Source organism: Pseudomonas sp. CFBP 8772 (genome assembly GCF_014841665.1).
Lineage (GTDB): Bacteria > Pseudomonadota > Gammaproteobacteria > Pseudomonadales > Pseudomonadaceae > Aquipseudomonas > Aquipseudomonas graminis_B.
In genome coordinates this window covers 100,052-115,969 of the sequence record NZ_JACYUI010000003.1, presented here as the reverse complement: position 1 = coordinate 115,969, position 15,918 = coordinate 100,052, and the positions used below count along the sequence as shown (strand labels likewise).

General features: G+C 58.1%; 13 protein-coding genes and 3 pseudogenes. All 16 read right to left on the bottom strand.

Features of this window, described 5'->3' with window-relative positions; translation table 11 throughout:
* Position 1 precedes the first annotated feature (1 nt).
* The 16 genes and pseudogenes from IFT99_RS07405 to IFT99_RS07340 all read right to left on the bottom strand — a co-directional run bounded on the left by IFT99_RS07405 (position 2) and on the right by IFT99_RS07340 (position 15,917).
* Complete coding sequence (locus IFT99_RS07405) at positions 2 to 352, bottom strand: LexA family protein (RefSeq protein WP_244656924.1); 351 nt, start codon at positions 350 to 352, stop codon at positions 2 to 4.
* Complete coding sequence (locus tag IFT99_RS07400) at positions 345 to 641, bottom strand: hypothetical protein (protein ID WP_192131239.1); 297 nt, start codon at positions 639 to 641, stop codon at positions 345 to 347. The genes IFT99_RS07405 and IFT99_RS07400 overlap by 8 nt, the downstream gene beginning before the upstream one ends.
* A 287-nt stretch (positions 642 to 928) precedes the next feature.
* Positions 929 to 1,255, bottom strand: coding sequence for a hypothetical protein (locus IFT99_RS07395; protein WP_192131237.1), 327 nt, complete (start codon positions 1,253 to 1,255; stop codon positions 929 to 931).
* Positions 1,256 to 1,682: 427 nt separating this feature from the next.
* Positions 1,683 to 2,546: a methyl-accepting chemotaxis protein gene (locus tag IFT99_RS26690; protein ID WP_446731124.1), complete on the bottom strand. Its 864-nt coding sequence runs from the start codon at positions 2,544 to 2,546 to the stop codon at positions 1,683 to 1,685.
* Positions 2,541 to 3,323: pseudogene (locus IFT99_RS26685) on the bottom strand (MCP four helix bundle domain-containing protein); the annotation flags it as partial. The pseudogene IFT99_RS26685 and the gene IFT99_RS26690, both read right to left, overlap by 6 nt.
* A gap of 615 nt (positions 3,324 to 3,938) precedes the next feature.
* Complete coding sequence (locus IFT99_RS07385; protein ID WP_192131233.1) at positions 3,939 to 5,186, bottom strand: SGNH/GDSL hydrolase family protein; 1,248 nt, start codon at positions 5,184 to 5,186, stop codon at positions 3,939 to 3,941.
* Positions 5,183 to 5,398: a hypothetical protein gene (locus IFT99_RS07380; protein WP_192131231.1), complete on the bottom strand. Its 216-nt coding sequence runs from the start codon at positions 5,396 to 5,398 to the stop codon at positions 5,183 to 5,185. Before IFT99_RS07380 ends, IFT99_RS07385 begins: the two co-directional genes overlap by 4 nt.
* Positions 5,399 to 5,450: 52 nt before the next feature.
* On the bottom strand, positions 5,451 to 5,876 hold the full coding sequence (locus IFT99_RS07375; protein WP_192131229.1) for a cell wall hydrolase: 426 nt from the start codon (positions 5,874 to 5,876) through the stop codon (positions 5,451 to 5,453).
* Positions 5,877 to 5,938: 62 nt separating this feature from the next.
* Positions 5,939 to 6,160: a hypothetical protein gene (locus IFT99_RS07370; RefSeq protein WP_192131228.1), complete on the bottom strand. Its 222-nt coding sequence runs from the start codon at positions 6,158 to 6,160 to the stop codon at positions 5,939 to 5,941.
* Between the two features lie 17 nt (positions 6,161 to 6,177).
* Positions 6,178 to 6,366: a hypothetical protein gene (locus IFT99_RS07365; RefSeq protein WP_192131226.1), complete on the bottom strand. Its 189-nt coding sequence runs from the start codon at positions 6,364 to 6,366 to the stop codon at positions 6,178 to 6,180.
* Positions 6,344 to 6,733, bottom strand: a complete 390-nt coding sequence (locus tag IFT99_RS07360; RefSeq protein ID WP_192131224.1) for a hypothetical protein — start codon at positions 6,731 to 6,733, stop codon at positions 6,344 to 6,346. Before IFT99_RS07360 ends, IFT99_RS07365 begins: the two co-directional genes overlap by 23 nt.
* Positions 6,730 to 7,473, bottom strand: a pseudogene (locus IFT99_RS26265) (phage tail tip fiber protein); the annotation flags it as partial. The pseudogene IFT99_RS26265 and the gene IFT99_RS07360, both read right to left, overlap by 4 nt.
* A gap of 3,315 nt (positions 7,474 to 10,788) precedes the next feature.
* Positions 10,789 to 13,338, bottom strand: a pseudogene (locus IFT99_RS26260) (host specificity protein J); the annotation flags it as partial.
* A 57-nt stretch (positions 13,339 to 13,395) separates the two neighbouring features.
* Positions 13,396 to 13,992, bottom strand: coding sequence for a tail assembly protein (locus IFT99_RS07350; RefSeq protein ID WP_192131220.1), 597 nt, complete (start codon positions 13,990 to 13,992; stop codon positions 13,396 to 13,398).
* A 417-nt stretch (positions 13,993 to 14,409) separates the two neighbouring features.
* Positions 14,410 to 15,165 (bottom strand): C40 family peptidase, encoded by a 756-nt coding sequence (locus IFT99_RS07345; RefSeq protein WP_192131218.1) that lies wholly within the window; start codon positions 15,163 to 15,165, stop codon positions 14,410 to 14,412.
* Between the two features lie 2 nt (positions 15,166 to 15,167).
* Entirely contained in the window at positions 15,168 to 15,917 is a 750-nt protein-coding gene (locus tag IFT99_RS07340; protein ID WP_192131216.1) for a phage minor tail protein L, read from the bottom strand.
* Position 15,918: the final 1 nt, after the last annotated feature.

Sequence of the window (15,918 nt, the reverse complement as noted above, 5' to 3'; positions counted from 1 at the left end):
TTCAATTCCTCGCGTGATCACGGATGCTGTGAGTAACCACGCCCCAGATATCGAAGTCGTCCCCTTCCATGATGAAGCGGTCGTGGTATTTCCGGTTCGCGGAGCGCAGCACCACGTGGCAACCCACAAAGGCGAGGTACTTGACCAGCGGTTGTTGGTTGACCACGCCGATGATGACCTGCCCGGCCTTGGCATCGATCCCCTTGTCGACTATCAGCAGATCACCACAAAAGATGCCAGCCCCCTCCATACTCTCGCCCTCAACCTTCACCAGGTAAGTGCCCGGCGCGCGGATGTTCAGGAGCTGGTCCAGTGAGATATCCAGGTGGTCTAGGGATATATAGTCATTCAAAGCGGCACCACCACGACTGGAAGTAGAACGCCTCTTCGATCTGCTCGATGCCGGAAATAATCAGGCCCTGGGTACCCATGCTCGTCACGCTGGCATCGATAAGCCTTGGCAAAGCATCCCGCGCGTGCCCGACGCAGTTCAAAATGAAGGCTTCTCGGGTAATGCGGCCGAGGGCGGAGCATTGAGACTCAACGATCTGCACGTCGCCTTTGAAGGGCGGGAGCTTGCTGAGCTGGTCTTTCGATATGGCGACGCCCATTTGGCGGCGCGGAGTAATAAGGACGTACATGGGAATGCTTCGCTTAGTGACACTGTATATGCGTACAGTTAACTAAGCGGGACGAATGCGGTCAACACTGTGTAAGCCAATTTGCGACAGGTGACCTCATTGCGGACGCTGCTCGATCTACGAGCCGATGAACCCTTACCTCAAGGAGCTTGTCCCAGAGCAGTTGGTCATCAATGGATATCACCCTTCGCCGATCGGGCGCTACAACGATCTGCGATGACTCATGTCGAGATAATCAATTCGACCGAAGGCGAATTGAACGTCTCTAGGCATCAGGTAAGGGGCCGCTAGCTGGCCGAGCGCTTTTTTTCGGTCGAACTGGAGATGGATGAAGGCGGGGGTTGCCCGGTCAATACTGCGAGGCGCTCTTCGAAAGCTCGAGTGTAAGCCTCAGCCAATATATTGAACTGCTGCGGGGTGACGGCTTTCACCAGCCCGAGCCCTACGCCGAGACCAAGCGCGCGGCCATGAGCATGGCTCAGACCGGCGACGGTTTCCGCGTTCCAAATACGCTCGAGGCCAGACTCCAGCCCCCATTGAAGATCGTGGCCCAACCGCAACGCGCGTATAACGCGGAGCGGATCAGATGACGAATTAAGCAAGCGGTACGCCATACAGCTCCTCTCTGCCGGTTGAGTTCGAAGGCGCTCATACCGTCTCAGGATTACTGCCAGTCAACGTCCCCTAAATCAGCAGTTGACGAAAGTTCAAACTGTCCCAATCCCAAATTTGACAGATCCGCCAGAGAGTCAGGCGCGACCCGAGACTCAAACTCCGGCCCGGTCGCCAGCTGATCGCCGTTTCGCTCGATTTTAGGCCATACATCGAAGGACAAGCAATCCGGGGCTTGCTCTTGGAGCCTTGGGATAGCGAACCTAAACAACGGCGAGGGCGATGATATTAGTCACCGCCAAGCCCGCTGGAAAACCGAACTAGCTACGTAGCTCGGACCCGCCTAATCCTACTCCAAGAGCGCAAGCATTCATCAGCAGGACGTGCCGACTTTACAGCTGGAAAATCATGGAGCTGTTGGGAGCTGAGTTAAAGTCGGAATTGTGCCACCAACGTGTTGAACGAAATTGCCAGCCTCGACAGCTCCTGACTCGAAGCGCTCGTTTGATTGGCGCCTGCCGCCGTTTGAGTGGAAAGGTCCTGAATGTTTACGAGATTTCGGTCAACCTCGCGCGCTACTTGGGCTTGCTCCTCTGCCGCGCTGGCTATCACGAGGTTTCGTTCATTGATCTGGCTGACGCCCTGGTTAATCCTTTCCAAAGCCAAGCCGGCCTCAGTCGCCAGCTGCTGAGTACTTCTCACGAGATTTTGGCTTTTCCCCATAGCCTGCACTGCATCGTCGGCGCCGCTACGAACCCGGCTGATCATGGCTTCAATCTCGCCAGTCGAGGTCTGGGTGCGGTGTGCCAAGGCACGAACTTCATCGGCCACTACTGCGAAACCACGACCTTGCTCGCCCGCGCGCGCTGCCTCAATTGCCGCGTTGAGCGCGAGGAGGTTTGTCTGCTCAGCAATGCCCCGAATGACGTCCAGAACCTTTGTAATTTCGTGGATCTGTCCGGCCAGCGCTTCTACCCGCTGCGTCGAGTCAGTAATTTCCTCAGTCACGGTATTGATGGCCGTCACAGCCTGCTGCACCTGTTTCTGGCCTTTCGACGCGTCTTCAGCGGTTTGAGTGGAGATTTGAGATGTGCTGACAGCGTTACGTGCCACTTCTTCCACCGCAGCCGTCATTTCGTTAACTGCAGTGGCCGCTTGTTGAATTTCATCGTTTTGCCGAACCAGTCCACGAGTGCTGTCCTCTGTAACGGCAGTTAACTCTTCGGCTGCTGAAGCCAACTGGTTTGAGGCATCTGCAATTTGCTGCACGGTACCCTTGAGATTGCTCTGCATATTGGAAAGGGACTGAAGAAGTTGGCCCGTTTCATCGGTGCCTCGAACTTCTATGGCCTGTGTCAGATCGCCCTTAGCGACTCGCGCAGCCCCTTGCACCGATAGATGGATTGGTCTGGTTATCATGCCAGTGACAATAACTCCAAGCGCACCTGCGCAGACCATGGCGATGAGACAACCAATAATCAGAACCCAGGTCACTTGACTGCTGGTGCTCTGACCGGCCTGCATCACCTCCCCGGCTTGCCGAGTGTTAGATTCGACCATAATCTTGATTTCGGATACGACTTTTAGGTAAGCGGGCGTCACGCTTAATGCGGCAATTTTTCTAGCCTGGTCAATATCGCCATTTTTCAGTGCAGCAAGGCCGGTATCAACCGCCGAGATGTATGCAGGCCAGTCGCGTTCAAAATCGTCGCCCGCTGCTTTTTCGTCGGCCTGCAAGGGTGTGGCGCGGTAGATTTGGAATGCGCTTTGAGCTTCGGACTGATTCTCATGATATGACTGGAGAACGGCATTGATATCATCGGCGCCAGCATTCGAAGCAGACAATACGATGGCTTTGAAGAAGTCACGGTTGGTGGCAATGGCGTTTCCTTTGATCGCATCAGTTTTTTGGATCGAGAACAGATTGTTGGTTACGGTATCTTCCAGCTGGCCATAGATAGTCGCGATGCCGGACTGGCCAAGCGCGGCCACGACAAGGGTGATCAACGCGCACAAACCAAATGCAATTAGCAGCTTGGACTTCAACTTCAGCTTTCTCAGCCAAGACATATAGAGTACTCATTCATAGGTCAAAAGGGATCAGAAATTCCGTTCTATGAGGAGCATAGCGGCTGACGGGCGCTGAACTTGAAATACCTTTCAACTTTACGCCCGATGGCTCGAGGTACAAAGAGTCGCCCCGAACTCGGCATAGCAGATTCAATCTGAGCAGATCTGCTTAAGTCAGTTTGCGTTGACCTCTTCGCCTAAGCCATAGAGAACGTAAAGCTACACACCAATCTGTCCCTGCCTCTCCGCCATTGCCGATGGCCGGGTATTCGATACCAGGAGGGGGTCAGGGCACATCGCAGAAGAAAATGTATCACCTAGACCCAGCATCCGCTTAGCCTTGGCGCTTCAGTCCCGCTTCGGCACTGCGGTCGCGTAATTGTGTGGGGCGCCGCGGTACGGTTCGGCACCATGCCGCCGACGCTCGGTCAGTAGCAATCCGCTCCAGCGAGCTTGGTGATATCCGAACCTGGCTTTTCCCGACCCCTTGTCTATTCTCAAAGGGGCTTCAGCAGTACGAGGCCTAGCCCGCCAGGCCCGCCTACCTCCTCTGGCGGGCTCCTGCTGCCGGGATCTGTTCCGCGCATTCGACTCACCGGATAGAGTACAAACCCCCTACACCTTCCTGATTCCGAACTGGCCAGCTTTCACACGAACACCCTCCAGATTGACGCCGGTCGCCAGATACAACCCCATCCGGGCGGTCACCAGTGTCTCCGATTTGTCGACCGTGGCTCGCTGGGTCTCAAGAGCTCCCGCGAACACAGCTGGCAAGGTGAAAGGCTCCTGGTACTTGTCCATCGAGCGGTAGTAGATCGCCGTTGAGGCGCCGTTCACCGGCTTCGTGAAGATCAGCTCGGCCTCCCAGCCAAGTATCGCGCGCGATGTCCCGGCGATTTCAACTGCCGATACCATCTCGACCAGGTCACCAGCCAGCAAGCTGTCGAGCGTGACGTTGGCGTTCGGCTGCAGGTAAATATAGCCGCCTGCGGCTGTCATGCTGCCGTTCAGTTCAATGCATTGCACCTCGCCGTATTGGCCTTGCTCTTTGTACCAGCGAGTGGTGACGCCAGCCAGGCCAGAGCCGGCCGCCTTGTAGTTGTCCGCCAGCACCGAACCGGCCACCGCATTGACGCCGGCTGGCAGCGTACCGCCCACGCCGATCATCAGAGGGTTGGCGTTGAGACAGCCGAATGGGCGAATTGCCGAGTACAGATCGGCGGCATCCGTAGGCAATGGCACGCCGAAGAATTCGAAGTTGGCATTGATCACTGGCACGCACCGCGACTGGATGAAGTCTGCACCGATCAGGTTCGGGTGCAGACCCTCCACCGTCATGTCCTCGGTGAACCCATCCCAGACGTTGACCACCGGCACGAACTGACTGACATAATTCAACACCCAATCCTTGTAGGCGATCGCGTCCGTCAGCGCCTGGCCGGACAGCGCCTTGGTGCCGAATCGCGGCGTGCCGGTCCCGACGATCAGGTACTTGCCGGGCGTGTTCTGGAATGCGGTGATCGCCTTCATCACGTTGGCCTTGCTGTCAGCCAGCGTCATGCCTGGCGTCGTGCTGTCGTTGGTGCGCGATAGCAGCATCCACAAATCGGCAGTGGCAGAAGTCAGACAAGCCGGAAGCCGCGCCATAAACTGCCCAGTGTGGTCGCCAACCTTTCCCTGATTGTCCAAGTAGTTCGGGAACAGACCGGTCTTGGCCGCGATCGCGCCAGCGTAGCCGTAAGCTTCGGTGCTGTACGCTTTGGGGTCGACCGTGTGGCAGTTCGCGCTGAAACTGTCACCTAGCAAGCCCAAACCGCGACGGATGCGGCGGCGACGCACCGCAGTGCTGATGAGCAGACTCACGACGAGATCTCGAATACCGCGCCGCTAACTGGCGTAAAGCGTGTTTGCGAATACCCAAGATCGAGACGCCAGGCGCCGTCCTGCGCGAACACATCAGATACGACCCAGTCGGTTCCCACCTGCTTTTCCACCTTCACGCTTCCGCCGTTCGCTTTGACGGCAAGCGTTACCGGCGCCAGGCTCGCCGGGGCAATATATTGTTGAGATTGCATCATCATCTCCTAATTTGGATCGGTACCGAGGGCACCCTGGTGAGCGGCGGAATTAAGGTACGTTGCGGAAGAAAATGTGGTTGCCTAGCTTCAGCGTCCGCCTTGCCTTCGCCGCCCAGTCCGGCGCCTTGGGCATGGTGGTCGCGTAATAGTGAGTCGCCCCACCGGTGGGATCCGGCACCTTGCCGTCGATCACCTGGTCAGCAGCGATGCGACACTGCGCCAGCTCGCGGAAAGGGATCGCGCGCGCGCCGCTCAGAAACTGATAGTTCGGGTCGCTCAGGTTCCAACAACTGAACTGGTACGGCTTCTGGCAGACGCCGGCGTAACCCTCGCCCCACCACGATTTATCCTTGCCGTCGTCCACGCGGTTGCGGATCGTCCAGGCCACGGCCACCATCCCCGCCAGCCCTTCCCCGCGCGCCTCGCCCCACAGCGTGCGCGCGAGTACGTCACGATCTTTTTCAGTCACTGTCATCACTTTTCTCCAGGCGTAAAAAAGCCCGCACATGGCGGGCATTGGGCGGTGGCTGGTCAGGCCTAGGCGGAAGGGTCCGGCGCTTCCGGCGTCTCGGGCACAGCCTTGGACGTGACGGTGACTTTCGCGGAGTAGGTGTTGATGAGCTGGGCAGTCCGGACTAGGGACTGGGGGAAGGCTTGCAAAATCTCCCGGGCCTTTGCGTCAGCTTCGTCAGCGGTTGCATATTCGGCTTGGTTGTTCGGATCGAAAGCGTTGCTGCTATTGATGATGATAAATGGCATTTGGTACTCCAGAATATTTAGGTTATTGGTTGGGTTGGGAGTTTTGGATAGTTTTCTTTAACTGTCTTGATGGAAGAATAGAACGGTTCAATTTTTTCTGCCGTTCCTTTATCCATCGCATGCCACAACATATCCAACTGATCCGCAACCGAAGGATATTCGGCTTCCCGGCGCAGGGCGTAATCACTGTTGTGCTGAATTTTCAATTACAAACTCCTGGTCGAGATAAGGCCACAGGCTCACCTTTACAGTGTGGGCTCCCGGCAGGGTGAATTCCAGCTCAACATCCGTGCCGTCAGCGGTGTAGCTCTGGCCCTCGATCAACAATGTTGAGCCTTCAAGCACACCGCTGAGGGTATTTCCGTTTGCGGTGGAGCCCATACTAGGACGAGGAACTGCCTCACCATCAAGGATGTAGTCGGTATCCCCACGTACAGCGTAAGAAACTTCGACGTATTGGCTGAAGCCATTGATCTGCATGTTGAGCGCAGCTACCTCTTCTGCGCAATATGCTGAGAATACTATTTCACCTTTATCGTCGAACGCTGCAAAGGTCTTATTAGCCATCATCATCGCTTAGTCCCCATCGCAAACAGGTTCTTATTTGAAATCTGCACGCTGGCCTCCCCGAACCAATCAACCTGAATTACAAATGTTCCGGGGCCGACAGCAATAGATGCGGACACATTGGGGAACCCATTGATCCAGCTCCACGTGCCTCCAAAGTCAGACATTATCTGACCATTGATCAGCATCCGGAAGGAATAGAGTTTCACACCGTTACCGAAAAACTGAGTACATCCGAAGTTTGCCTGGATGTAGCCCGCCTGATCCATAACGACCGCAACAGCCACAATTGCCTGCCACGCATTAACTCCCTGCCCTGCCGTGGTCGAGTTGTTTTGGGTGCTAGTCGGCACTGTTACCGAGTTGCCTCGAATGCGCAGAGTGTCTATCTCAGCCACGCCGATCTTCGCTGACGTTATTTGCGCGTCCCCAATCTTGGCGTTGGTAATGGCAGCGTCTGCGATTTTAGCGGTAGTAATCTTACCGTTCCCTATCACCGCATCGGCAATGATTACCTGGCCGCCCTCGACCGCGAATGGTGAGAATACAGCGCCGCCATTGAGTGTGGAGTTCAATACAGCGAACCGATCCGCACTGACGATGAATTGCGACTGGGTCACACCACTTTCATTGCCTAAACCTAAACCGAAACCCGCAACAACCTTCTGACCGTTACTGTTGGTCATCAACTTTACGGAGTACGAAGCGTTGATGTTGCCGTTCGTGTCCGCGATGGCCTGACCGTAGGTTTGCAGGGCCGCGCTCTGATTACCGACTACGGAATTCAGGTTCGTGATCGCGCCAGCTTGTGAAGTCAGCGTATTGCCTTGCTGGGTGACCGTCGTGGTCAGTGCCGACATGGCTTGAGCCGATGCGGCGGGGGCAACCCGGCCGATGGCGATCCACTCGATGTCGAACACGTCGGTGGAAGTGGCCCCCAGATCGAGACGGATCAGAGTTATCGTGCTTGAAATCCAGTCGTTGCCGCCCACGGTCAGAGCTGCCATGTCCCATTCCAGGGTAGCCGTCTGGCCGATAGCCAGGTTCGGGTTGGCGATCTGCTTGCGGCCCTTGGTGCCGTCTGTGCCGTGCTGCGTGGTGGCGTAGTAGCAGTTGCCGTTCCAGCTGGATGGGCTGCCCCCGGTGCGCTTGACCCTCATACGCACTTTGTCGTAGATCCCGCCATTGATCGCCAGAGCAGGCGAGAACATGTACGGGTTGTTGTTGATACCAGCGATGCGCGCGTAGCTCGGCGCGACCCACGCGAAGTTGGCCCCGTTAAATTGCCAGCCTTCGAGGCTGGCGTCGAAGTTCCACAGTGCGTTTGCCGCCGTGTCCATGTTGGCCAGCAGCTTGTCGTTCGTGGCGCCAACACTGCTCTCCAGGGACGTGATGCGCGATGCGCTGCTAGTGGTCGTACCTTCAACTGTCGAGACCCGGGTGGTCAGGCTGTCCAATGCAGCGGCGCTGGCTTTCGTTGCAAGGCCGTTGACGGTGTTATTGACCGACGATTCGAGGTTGGTGGTTCGCGTGGCGATGCTCGTTACGACGCCTTCTGCGGCAGTCACTCGACTGGTCAGTGCGTCCACGGCCTGGGCCGACGCAGCGGCCGAACGCCGCCCGACAGCGATGTAGGCGATGTCGATGATCGCCGCAGTGTCAGTGTTGTTGGACAGGTCGATGCGGATGGCATAGATCCCGGTCTTGCCGACCCACTGAGGCTGGCCAGCCATATCGATCTCAACATCCTGCCAGTCTTCGCTACCGGTGATAGAGAAGTTCGCCCTCCTGGCTTCTGCTAAACCGCCGTCCTCGTTCGCCCAGTACATAGACCCAGTGATGCGGGTGGTATTTTTGCGGCGGAACCGGATCCGTACATAAGGGTTTTGAGCACCGTTCAAATTGCCAAACGAGCTTGTCGCTTGCAGCGTCGAATAACCTGAAAGGGTCGAGTAAAGGGCGCTTGGCGTGAAGGTCGCCCCCGCTTGCTGCGGGATCCAGTTACGGTTGTTGTTCGTGAATTCCCAGGCGTACCCAGCCACGAATGGGGACGCGGTGCCGATGCTGTTCTTTAAAGTCGTGATGTCAGAACTTTGAGACGTCAGCGACTGGCCTTGCAGGGTCACCGTCGACTGCAGCGAAGCGATAGCCGTCGAGCTTGCGGCGACCTGCGTTGCAACACCTTCAATAGACGCCGAGTAGGCTGTGACGATTGCCCCTTCTTGGAGCTGGACGTTATCAACCTCCATCCACATATCAGTCGCGGCAGCGCCTGAACGGTTGAACAGCCGACCCGGGTAGATCTGAAGGGCGACCGCGCCAGCCGGAGCGATCGCAGTCATGCTCAGGCGGGTGAACGACGTGCCAACTGCGACCTCGGGGAGTTGCGGCGCGGTTACAGGGCTCCCGGAAGCATTGACGAACACCATATACATCGAGAAGCGCGCGCCGGGACCGGAAAGCCGGGCGTAAGCACTGAGCGTGTAGCTGTTGCCTGGGACGACCTTCGGCCGCGGCCCGTCTTCGGGAGCGAAGGTGGGGCCGATATAACCGCCGCTGATCAGTGAAGGCTTCGACACCCGGAGTGCTTTGGAGCTGGATGGGAGAGGCGAATCAACCCAAGTGAACACGGGCAGTGCGCCGTCGCCCATGTCGCCGCGCCAATATTGAGGCCGGGTCGCGTCGATAGGGGACGTCTGCTCAAAGGAGCTGTTGGGCAGGAGGTTATCGCCGCCGGAGTTGCCGATGTTGTTGCTTAACGTCGTCAGTTGCCCGCTGACGCTGGTCAGAGTGGTTTCCGTCTGGGTCACGCGCCCACTTAGAGCGGTAGTGGCCACAGCGGCAGCAGCGATGGCCGCGTCAGACACGCTGGTATTATCTCTCCAACCGGTGACAGCGGTACCAATTTCACACTGCGCCCTGTCCCATTCCATGAATCCTGTCAGCGAGCCAGTGTTAGGACCACGGCTGCGGAAAAGCAGGCGCACTGCAACGGTTCCGGCCGGAGCCGGAACGCTTACCCGGGAGATCCGCTGCCAATCGGTGGTGGCGATAATGCTATTCGCCCCGTCGGTGGAGATCAGACCGTTGGAAGCATTGAAAAACTGGAAGTAGAGCTGGGCCACCAAACCCGCCGTACCTCGGAAATAGGCGGACATTACGATGACCTGACCCGCCGAAATAGCTGGGTATTTCCCGACGCTTGGAACCAGATCGATGAAGCTGGTAGATGATGCCCAACTCGCGTCGTGTCGTTGTGCCTTGCCGGCTGGGTCCAATGTAGAAGCGACCAGGGTGTTAACGATGCCTGTCGCGCTGCCTGTAGCGGTCCACTCGTTGGCGATCGCCGAGGGGCTTGTCGGCCACGGTTCGTCAAACGACGGGTTGTAGATCAAGTTCTCGCCGCCAGCATTACCGAGGTTGACGCTGATCGTCGTGATGGCGTTGCCGGCTGCAGTCAGGTCGGTGCCTTGCTGCGTGACCTTGTTGCTCAGCGCCTGCACGGTCGAGGCGTCGGCTTTCCCAGCGACCGAGTTCTGCAGGCCCGTAATGGCCGTTCCTTGGCTGCTGATGCTGTTTTCAGCGGTCGTGACTCGGCTGGACAGACTGCTTACAACGGACGAGTCGGCCTTGCCGGTCAGCGACGTCTGCAGTCCGCTGATCTGACTGGCCTGCGAAGTGTTCACGCCCTCGATGCTGGTGATCTTGGTTTCGGCGGTGTTAACGCGCGCGGCGAGGCCGTTCGCTGTCTGCACTGCCTGGCCGACGTTCAGCCAGTACGCGGTGTTCGGCGGCGGCGTGTTGATCGGAACGTTCTGCGTGGCCTGATAGATGATCCCGTCATCGCCCAACACGCCTTGCCCGGCGGTGTATGTGTCGGCCGGCTTGTATGGCATCGAGTCGGCCAGATCCCCGATATGATCGATCTGCTGCTGCAGCTCGTTTTTGACGTCGGTGACGGTGTTGTTCACCTCAGTGATGCGTTGGCCCAGGCCATCACTGGCTTGCTGCAGCTCATCACGAACCTGGTCCACTCGCTCGTTGACAGAGCCAGGCCCTTCGCCGCCAATCTTGCCGATCTCCGAAAGCAGGTCTTTACCTAGCTGAGTTTCGGTGATCTTGCCGGTGATGTACTCGAGGATGTCGCCGGCGTCAGCGCTGGCCTCACCGATGACACCGGTGCCTTCACCCGGGTACCACGGCCCGATGTTGCCGGATCGATCGACAAGACGCGCCCAGAAGAAAAACGCCTGGCCCGCGCGCAGCCCCTGCATGGTGTAGTCGGACTGCGGGTACGCCAGATCGGCCAGCTTCGTTGCTTTGGTAAGGTCTGGAGCTTCGCCATACCAGAGCTCGGTACGCTGGGTGTCTTCTGCTCCTAGTGGGAAGGTCCATTTCAGGCCGATGCCGAAGACGAGGCTCTCGGTTGTCAGCGATGTCACTGCCGGCGGCAACCCTTCCTTGCCATTCAGCTGCGTCTGCTGCGAGCTCCGCCAGATCGAAGTGATGTCGAAGGCGCTCACGGCGCGAACGCGGGCCAGATAGGCGCCCGAGTAGATGCCAGTGATGTCAACGCTGGTGGTTCCGGTGCGCTGCACCCTGATCCAGTTGCCGTTGTCCTTGCGCCACTCCACGTCATACGCGACCGCGCCATTCACGACCGGCCAGGTGATGGTCATCGTGGTGATAGCGATACCCTGATCGATCGCGGAGTGCGACGTCAGCGTGACGCTCGCGGGCGCCGGCACTACGGTGATTGGGATGACGCTGATAGGGCGCTCTTCCAGACGCGCGCCGGTATCGATGTAAGCGAATTTGCTCGGCTCGTACTGTAGGGCTGAGATTTCATAGTCGCCTTCGGTGGTGCGCTTAGTGCTCAACACTCGAAGCAGCGGGATGGCCAGGTCGTCGGCGTCGAGCGCCCATTGAAGCTGCGCGTCCGGGGCTTGGCTATATGAGGTGGTGACAGTGATGTCCCGACCGTTCACCGACTGGACAGTGCGGCCCTCCGCATGGCCGCTCGGCAGGTTGATAATCAAGCGGTCGCCGGCCTTAGCCGAGGTATCACGGTCCAGTGTCACCACACGGCCAGAGGCGGCAGAGATACGCCCGCCGATCTCGCGCCCAGCCAGCAGTGAATCCGCGATCGGGATGATGTAGCCGGGCAAGGGGATAGCGCCTTCCATGCCAGTCTTGAACGTGACAGTCCTGTCCTGGTTGTTGCTCATTACCACCCATTTGCCACGACGCTGGGCTTCAGACGCGCGCGTGCAGCCGATAGCACTGATCTCAGTAGGTCTATCGTCAAAACGACGCTGCAGCGCCAAATCGGAGTAGGCAGTCACGTCGGTGTCGTAGTTGTTAGCCGGGTTGTCGTAGCTGACGATCGCGCGCGTGTAGCGTGTTTTCGCCGAAGCGCTGCCGTAGTTCAGCTCCCCATCAATGACATTGGCGCGGGTAAAGACGTAGTCGAAATCCTGCGCGCGGGGCATATCCGCCTGCATTACAAGCTGGCCTTGAGCCCAGTAGGTCATGCCTCGGTAAATGGCAGAGATATCGCGCAACAGCGTCCATGCGTCCGGCTTCCCTTGCAGATTCATGTCGCAAAGGAATCTCGGCTCCTGGCCGCCCACACCATCCGGCACGAGCTGGTCGCAGTACTGAGCGATTCGGTACAGCTCCCACTTGTCGACCATGAACGGCTTGATGCGCTTGCCGAGACCAAAGCGGTCGGCAGTGCAGATGCCGTACGTCACCCACGCAGGATTGTTAGTCCAGGCTTGCTTAAATGTCCCATCCCAGACGCCGCTGTAGGTGCGCGCGACGGGATCGTAGTTGCTCGGAACCTGCCATTTCCGCCCTTTGCACTTGATTGTCACCGCCGGAATGTTGCTGAACTGCTCGGCATCGAACTCGATGAATAACAGCGCCGTATTCGGGTACCGGAGCTTTTCGTCGATAACATCGGTCAGGCCGGCCAAGATCATTGTGTCAGCGATCCGGTTGGTGTTCTGATTCGGAGTCAGTCGGCGGACGCGAATCTGCCAACCTGAACTGGCGGCGGGCAGATCGATCCGGCGAGAACGCTCATACCGGGTGGTGGTCTTGCCGTCCACCGCCTCGGCCAAAACTTGCTGGTAGGCACCGCCATCCGTAGCCAGGTCGACGGCGTACTCAATTCTGTACCCGCCAACATTCCCCTCACTGTCCTGTCGCTGAAGCGCAGGCCACGCGAGGCGGACGCGCACAGCGGACAGCTGAGTATTGGTAATTGAGCGGACCCAGGTGCTATCGCTGCGCAGCTCAACGTTGACGGTTGTCTCGTTCTCAACTGACGGAATACCAGGGATGTAGTCCTGCTCAACGGAGCCGGAGCGCCACTCCCACTTCACATTGGGAAAATTGACGTTGCCACTCGCATCGCTGATAGGTGTGTTGTCCAGGTAGATGTCGGCCGCCGTCGGGACGCCTTCAAACTCGCCCTCACCTACCGCGATCAGGATTTTCGCCAAGTTTGTGGAACGCAGGCTGTCCGTTGCCTCGGTTGGCGTCTTTGGAGTGCTGCTGCCGCCTTTGGCGCCACGGATGTCGACTTGTTCAGCTGCGCCCATGCTTTTCTCCAGGCATAAAAAAACCGCCAATCGGCGGCCAGGTGTTTCAGTTCAGAATCAGGTTTTGTCTTCAGCAAGAATCGACGCAGAGATTATCGCGCCACCCCACCGGCGCTCGCCGATGCAGATCGGTACAGGGTTCCCACTGGCGGTGGTGTTCTTGGCGCTGCCGAAGGCATAGGACGGCAAGTTGTCTTGCGAAGCGCTCTGTTTCAGCCCGGAAGCCTGCGGGCTCAACATCTGAATGACTCCTCCTGCAATGAGTCCGATACCTGCCGGGGCAAGGTATGGTGCCGTAAAAGGAAACACATACGAGATAACCAGTAACACCACACCCAGCACCGTTTGCAGCACCCCTCCTCGCTTGCTACCGCCAACTACAGGGACGATCCTTATCTCCCTGGTGCCGCCGAGCTCGAAAGCAGACTCTCCGACATTTCTGCCATTACGGAACACCGCAAATCGCATTCCCATCGAGTCCAACCTTTTCACCTCTCGGTCGAACCCTTCCAGGGTGCAGCTCAGCGCTTTTAGCACTTCACGGGTGTTACCAGAATCGATCTGCTTGGGGTGGTTCCTTCCAAATTTCGCCGCCAATGAGCCGGAAAGCTTGATGTTTACCAAGCCTGGTGCCAGCAAGTTAGATGCCTTCATTTCTACCTCGTAAAAGAAAGGCCGCCTTAAAGGCGGCCTCTTGTCATCGGCACTTTTGCATCGAATCCCTGAGGGATGATCTGCCGAGCTGAGACCATGCCATGCGCTGGTAAAGCCTTGCGACAGCGCCCGTAGGCGTGTTTGTGACGTCGAGCAAATCGTCCGTTTGTTGCCCAAATCCATTGACGATTCGGTACCCGTTCGCCGTCTCGCTCATCACGGCCGTCGAGCTATGCTCCTGCCACTGAGGAAAGACGCACAAGGCATAAGACTTGGCGGGTTTTGAAGTCGCGATGGACAAATTTGGCGGTGACGACATCAGGTCGGATGGGGTCGAGCATCCCGACAGCAGAGCAACTGCAAAAGCTCCAACTAAAATTCGCATGATGGCCCCTCAGGAAGAAAGGTCTGAGGGTATCACCGCGCATCGCGATGGCGAAGTATCAGCCGCGTGCGGTCATGCCAAGGCCCCCCGAAGATGATGATCTCGGATGGCCTGCCGTACAGGTGATGGAGGAGGAACGGTCCAGCGCCGTGCACGGCTGTCGTTTCGTTCGGCAGATTCGGATCTGATCCAAGGTATATGCCGGCATGGTTCGGGTGCTTGGTGCGCCCAACCTCCATCACAATCATGTCGCCGCGCTGCGGAGTGCCAACACGCTCAAATCCGGCAGCCTCGTATGCCAGCTCGTAAAGGCTTGGACTCTCAGCCTGCTCCCACCACCCGTCCTCACGCTTGAAAGGTTCGAAATCCAGACCCCATGCGCGCTTGTACCAGTCAGCACAGACCTGCCAGCAGTCCCAAGCGCCATGCACGAACGGTCGGCCCAACAGCGGCGTCTTGCCGGTGGGAACAATAGTTCGCAGGTCGCTCTCGGGCCAACTGAGGATGTGCCACGGCAGTTGCGTCGCCTCACACATCGCCAAATCGCGTGGAGACGGCCTGCTCGTGGCGTCCGGGTGGGAGTGGACGATGCCGATTACCTCGCCCAGGTCCTCGGCGGCGGCATAATCCTCCGGGGCGATCAGGAATTCTTCGTTGGGATCGGCGGCAGTGTTTGCGCACGGGATGTACTGCTGCTTTCGACCGATGCTGATCAGCAACCCGCAACACTCCCTCGGGTACTGGGCGGCAGCGTGGGCCGCTACGGCCTTCAGAATGTATTTCAACATGGTCAGCTCCTGGCGATCAGAGAAACGGCCGGAAAGCCACCAAACGGTAGCGCGTTCCCATCGCCGAACCTTGGCACGCACCCCCGCGCCAGCGTAGCGTCACAAACGTCCTTCTCCGGGTCGTCTGTAATATTGCCGTCCTTGTCCCGGTATGGCCCGGTGTAATTGCAGTTGGGTCCGCGGTACCCGCCAGTTAGGCACCAGTGGCACAGCGTCGTCATCTGCCGGCCGATAGATTCACCACCAACATCGCCAGGACTTGCGAGTTCCCATGACACGCCTGAGCCGTTTTCAGACGTCTTTTGGTCCAGGTACCAGACCTCAATGGTCTCCTGCGTAGGATCCGCGGCGGGGTTGCCGCCGGGAAAGTTCTGCGCATCGAGATACGTGCCCAGTGTGTGGCGCATCGTCAGCTTAAACTCCAGCAGGTCTTCAAACGCCAGGCACAACGCAGTAATGCGTCCATTGACGTTGCCCACTGAAAGCGTCGGGCGCACCGCCGTACCATCACCGGTCGCCTCGATGCCATCGATCTGCATCGGCCACGCGCCATACTCCTGACCCTGCCACCAGATCGCCTTAGCGGGCAGTTGATCGGCGTCAGCACCAGCAGCGACAAGCTCAGCCGCCGTATACGGAATGGCGTGACCGTGAAATCGCAACACATCCGCTCCGTAATCCGACCCATCCAATTCAAACAGCAGCACTTCACTCCCAGGCTCAAGCACCTGAATATCTTTGATCAGCGGCATA